This window comes from Aeromonas sp. HMWF014, assembly GCF_963878295.1.
Lineage (GTDB): Bacteria > Pseudomonadota > Gammaproteobacteria > Enterobacterales > Aeromonadaceae > Aeromonas > Aeromonas popoffii.
In genome coordinates this window covers 1-3,531 of sequence record NZ_CAWNYS010000044.1, presented here as the reverse complement: position 1 = coordinate 3,531, position 3,531 = coordinate 1, and the positions used below count along the sequence as shown (strand labels likewise).

Here is a 3,531-nt window from a genome sequence, read left to right as displayed (position 1 = left end):
GCCCTTGACGGTCACTCGCGCCGCCTCTGGGCTGCTGTAGGTGTTCTCACCCGCGATGTGCATGTAGAGGCTGTAGAAGGTCAGCTGATTCTTGCTCTGCTCACCGGCCTCGTAGCGATGACGTACCAGACAAAACGAAGGGGAGGTATACAAGTCAATCTTTCCCTCTGGCTTGCCCTCTTCGGCGCTACGGGTCGCCTTGGCTGGTTTGGTCGCCAGTCGGTAGGCCACGATTTCCCCGTCCGCAATGGCGCGTACAGCGCCGCTCGGGTGCCAGCCCCCTTTCTCACTGAGGTGGATGCCACCGTGCCAGATGCGGTTGCGACCAATCAGGAAAGTGCCGCTCTTGAGACTGTTGATCTTCTCGATAAAGGCATCGAGGGAGGCCATCTCGCTGGGGGGATTGCCTCCCCCAGCTGTCATCCCTGATCTTTAAAAAGCGACTGCGGTGATAACAGGCCACACAACGCCTAGCTCAAAAAGGTGGGTGTCCCAGATTTTTTTTAGCACCAGTTTCTCGGCGCTTTGGTACTTATCCCAAGGCAGCAGGTGCATATAGAGCGAATAAAAGGTGAACTCGTTTTTCGCTTTAGTTTCTGCATTGATCTCACAATATTCGTGCTGTACCAAGCAGAAGCAGTTTGAATAACGTAAGGACTCCCCCTGAAATTCAGAGGTCAGGTAATCCTTCATCATCCGGAATGCCACCACCTTGCCATCTGCAATGGCTCTGACGGGGTACTTATCCTTGCACCAAGGGGCACTCTTGTCGCTAATATGAATGCCGCCATGCCACTTGTTGTGGTTGCAAAGAAGATAGTGACCAGACTGCTCAGCGCTGATAAGCGACTGGTGTAAACGTGGTGAGTATCCCAGAAGCTCCTAACACTTCATTAACAATGACACCAGTTTTAGGCCGGTGTCAGGTGATAACTAGATCTGTACATCTTACCAGAAACAACATTAAAGATATTATCTTTCAGGATAGCATCCCAATGCATCTTCTTTATCACATTGTAGTAAAGGGATAAGATCCACAAGTTTGTTTGCAATTGTTTTTCTGCAAGGGATGTTATATTCCTTTTCGGATATAGTTACTATTACACCTGACATTTCTTCATTTTCTTCGTAGTTACTAAAAATCGAATACTTGTATTTCCCTTTACTGAAAGAAACCATTCCATATTCAGTCTGGTATCTATAGTAATAATTATGACTGAATCCACTAAAACCATCTCCCAATGAGTGATAAGAAAGCTCTGTCTTATCACCTTTCGAGAATTCATAATTCAATATATTACCATCAACGAATAATTTAACGTCACCTTTATCAGTCTCACAAGAAAAATACACGTTTTCGCTGCTATACGAAGAAGCCGAAATTAAATAAAGCAACATGAAAATATAAATATTAGAGTGCATTGTAATTATCCTTCATTCTTTTATCATATCCTTTCTGCCTAGGACCATTGTACACCAGTGCAAATGCTAACCAATCCTTTGCTCGAATAGCTTTGAGCAATCTATTGTCAGCTTTTATAAAATCAACAAAAGCTTTAAGATGGTTTTTTTCTGAACTACTGAGCGAACTAACGAATTCATTTACATCTTTATATCCAGAACTCAAGTGGTTGGAACCTAATATTTGGAACTTCCCCCAAGATGCTGCTTTTAGTGCAGCATTTTTATCCAATGAGTAGGCCAGCATAAGTTTCCTATACTGAACTTTATATGTCCCATATCCGCCCCCGAGTGAGTATCTTCCCCGCACAAAAAAGCCCGCAGCACGCAGCGACTGACCACGTGGTAGTAGGGCGTATCCTGCAAACTGATTTGACGTGAACGGGCGATGGTCATGGCAAGCTCCCTGTGCGCTGTCACTTAAGCCAAGCAGATCGCTACGCCCCTGTCAAAATGGTGGGTGTCCCAGATTTGATATACGCTCTTTCAATAGGGCTGGGAAGATTACGTTACAGGAATCCGCCCAGCAATTGTTGTACTAGCTCAGTAAAACTGTGAATTTAAAAACTTAACTCTTTCATTTGTCTTTTTCAATAGACAACTCTTATAGATAGTTGCGTAGCCAGAGCCAGTCATTGACTCGTATGTTTCCAAATCACAGTCAGTATCTCGCATTTTTATCCATGCCTGCTGATTTTTCTTAAGAAAAAATGACACTGGCTTGATGTCTGCACCTTCGCCATGAATATTGATAGAATCTAATTCCACCATCTTCTTTTTATAAACAGAATTTAGTTCTACGTCTGATTTTTCATAAAGATCAGATATACACTGATACATTTCCGCCTCTGTTTTTTTATCAGAACACTCTTGAGAAATAGCAGAAAAGGAAATGCATATTGACAATAAAAATATTATTTTACCCATGATGACCTCGCATTAAATCTTTCTCGGGGGACACTAAATACATCAATCCAAACAGTTCTATCACTCATCAAATTTTTAAACGCACTATAGTTACTAGACTCTAACCCCTCAACCAAAGCTGGAATAATAGAGTCTCTTGATTTCGAATGGTTATCCCCTCTAAATGTTAAATCTACCAAAACTTCTTGTACATCTGTAGGTAATTGACCCCATATAATTTTACCTGGTGGTGCAAGAACGTGACGAGAACCTCGAGCAGCCTCTATTGTTCGCTTGGTTGTGTTTTCACGATCAGCATATACAGATAAAAATAAAAAGTGTTGTTGCTTTCTGGTTAGTATTTGCTCATCAATAGGAACGGTATCATTAAGCAAAGCAAGGTGTTCTTTAGCTAAATCGCGTTTTTTACCGGAACCAACTATGAGCCAAGAAGACATTTCATCAGATAATGGCCTTGCATTTTCACTGATCGCCGACAACAAATTTGAAACAAACTGCTGTGTTTGCTGACCAACGTCTAAACCTCGCCCATAGGTGACTCCTGATTGACCAATGACAGTACCATCTCTTTGCATTGGTATATGCGGCTTTCTCGAGAAGTATATACTCGTATCAACATCGTTCCCTTCAGCATCAAATGTGAGCTGTCCTTTGGGTACGGTGAGCCACTTTTTATCCATTTCATCATCAGAGCTCGACTCGGCCGCCAACCCCATCATGCCTATTGGATAAATATGCCAAACTTCTTTCTCCAGTTTTAACTTGGCAGCACTCTGCATCCACTCCAGCTTATCAATACGCTGCTTTTCGTGATCCACCAACTTGTCAAAATCAGGCAAGCCAATCTTGGTCATCAATTTATCCAGCCATTGATAACTACTGGCTGACGATTTTTCATACCATTCGCTGGGGTGCTTGACGATAAGCTTGTGAAGTTGGTCTGCATTGCTGCTGTTTTGCAGGGCCGCCTGTATCTCTTCACTGCTGAGTTCGCCATTGCCATCGGTATCAAAGCTCTTGACCAGATCGGTAAAAAAGGTTGGAGGTGCATCGGGATCCAGATAGCCGTCGGAGCCTGAACCATCGACCTTTTTAAAGGCTATGTCCCAATTACGTGTTGCATGGGGCGCCCCAGCGCCTCAT

5 protein-coding genes and 2 pseudogenes are annotated in these 3,531 nt (G+C 43.3%); all 7 read right to left on the bottom strand.

Translation table 11 applies throughout. The features are described 5' to 3' along the window. Positions 1 to 423: pseudogene (locus AAC083_RS01505) on the bottom strand (hypothetical protein); the annotation flags it as partial. 9 nt (positions 424 to 432) lie between these two features. After that, positions 433 to 696 (bottom strand): hypothetical protein, encoded by a 264-nt coding sequence (locus AAC083_RS01500; RefSeq protein WP_108535697.1) that lies wholly within the window; start codon positions 694 to 696, stop codon positions 433 to 435. A 276-nt stretch (positions 697 to 972) separates the two neighbouring features. Further along, the gene (locus AAC083_RS01495; RefSeq protein ID WP_146181557.1) at positions 973 to 1,422 is read right to left on the bottom strand and encodes a hypothetical protein; all 450 of its coding nucleotides are present in this window, start codon (positions 1,420 to 1,422) and stop codon (positions 973 to 975) included. Beyond that, a complete protein-coding gene (locus AAC083_RS01490) occupies positions 1,412 to 1,708 on the bottom strand; it encodes an N-acetylmuramidase domain-containing protein (RefSeq protein ID WP_108535696.1) in 297 nt (98 codons plus the stop codon). Before AAC083_RS01490 ends, AAC083_RS01495 begins: the two co-directional genes overlap by 11 nt. A 23-nt stretch (positions 1,709 to 1,731) precedes the next feature. After that, positions 1,732 to 1,857, bottom strand: a pseudogene (locus AAC083_RS01485) (alpha-amylase family glycosyl hydrolase); the annotation flags it as partial. Positions 1,858 to 2,004: 147 nt separating this feature from the next. Next, a complete protein-coding gene (locus tag AAC083_RS01480) occupies positions 2,005 to 2,388 on the bottom strand; it encodes a lysozyme inhibitor LprI family protein (protein ID WP_108535695.1) in 384 nt (127 codons plus the stop codon). Then, positions 2,376 to 3,242 (bottom strand): pesticin C-terminus-like muramidase, encoded by an 867-nt coding sequence (locus tag AAC083_RS01475; protein WP_181364618.1) that lies wholly within the window; start codon positions 3,240 to 3,242, stop codon positions 2,376 to 2,378. The genes AAC083_RS01480 and AAC083_RS01475 overlap by 13 nt, the downstream gene beginning before the upstream one ends. Between the last annotated feature and the right edge of the window lie 289 nt (positions 3,243 to 3,531).

What these genes read in the sequence shown, in the direction of transcription:
- AAC083_RS01490 (WP_108535696.1), bottom strand. Translation starts at nt 1,708, where the DNA reads ATGCTGGCCTACTCATTGGATAAAAATGCTGCACTAAAAGCAGCATCT.
- AAC083_RS01475 (WP_181364618.1), bottom strand. Translation starts at nt 3,242, where the DNA reads ATGACCAAGATTGGCTTGCCTGATTTTGACAAGTTGGTGGATCACGAA.
- AAC083_RS01480 (WP_108535695.1), bottom strand. Translation starts at nt 2,388, where the DNA reads ATGGGTAAAATAATATTTTTATTGTCAATATGCATTTCCTTTTCTGCT.
- AAC083_RS01500 (WP_108535697.1), bottom strand. Translation starts at nt 696, where the DNA reads ATGATGAAGGATTACCTGACCTCTGAATTTCAGGGGGAGTCCTTACGT.
- AAC083_RS01495 (WP_146181557.1), bottom strand. Translation starts at nt 1,422, where the DNA reads ATGCACTCTAATATTTATATTTTCATGTTGCTTTATTTAATTTCGGCT.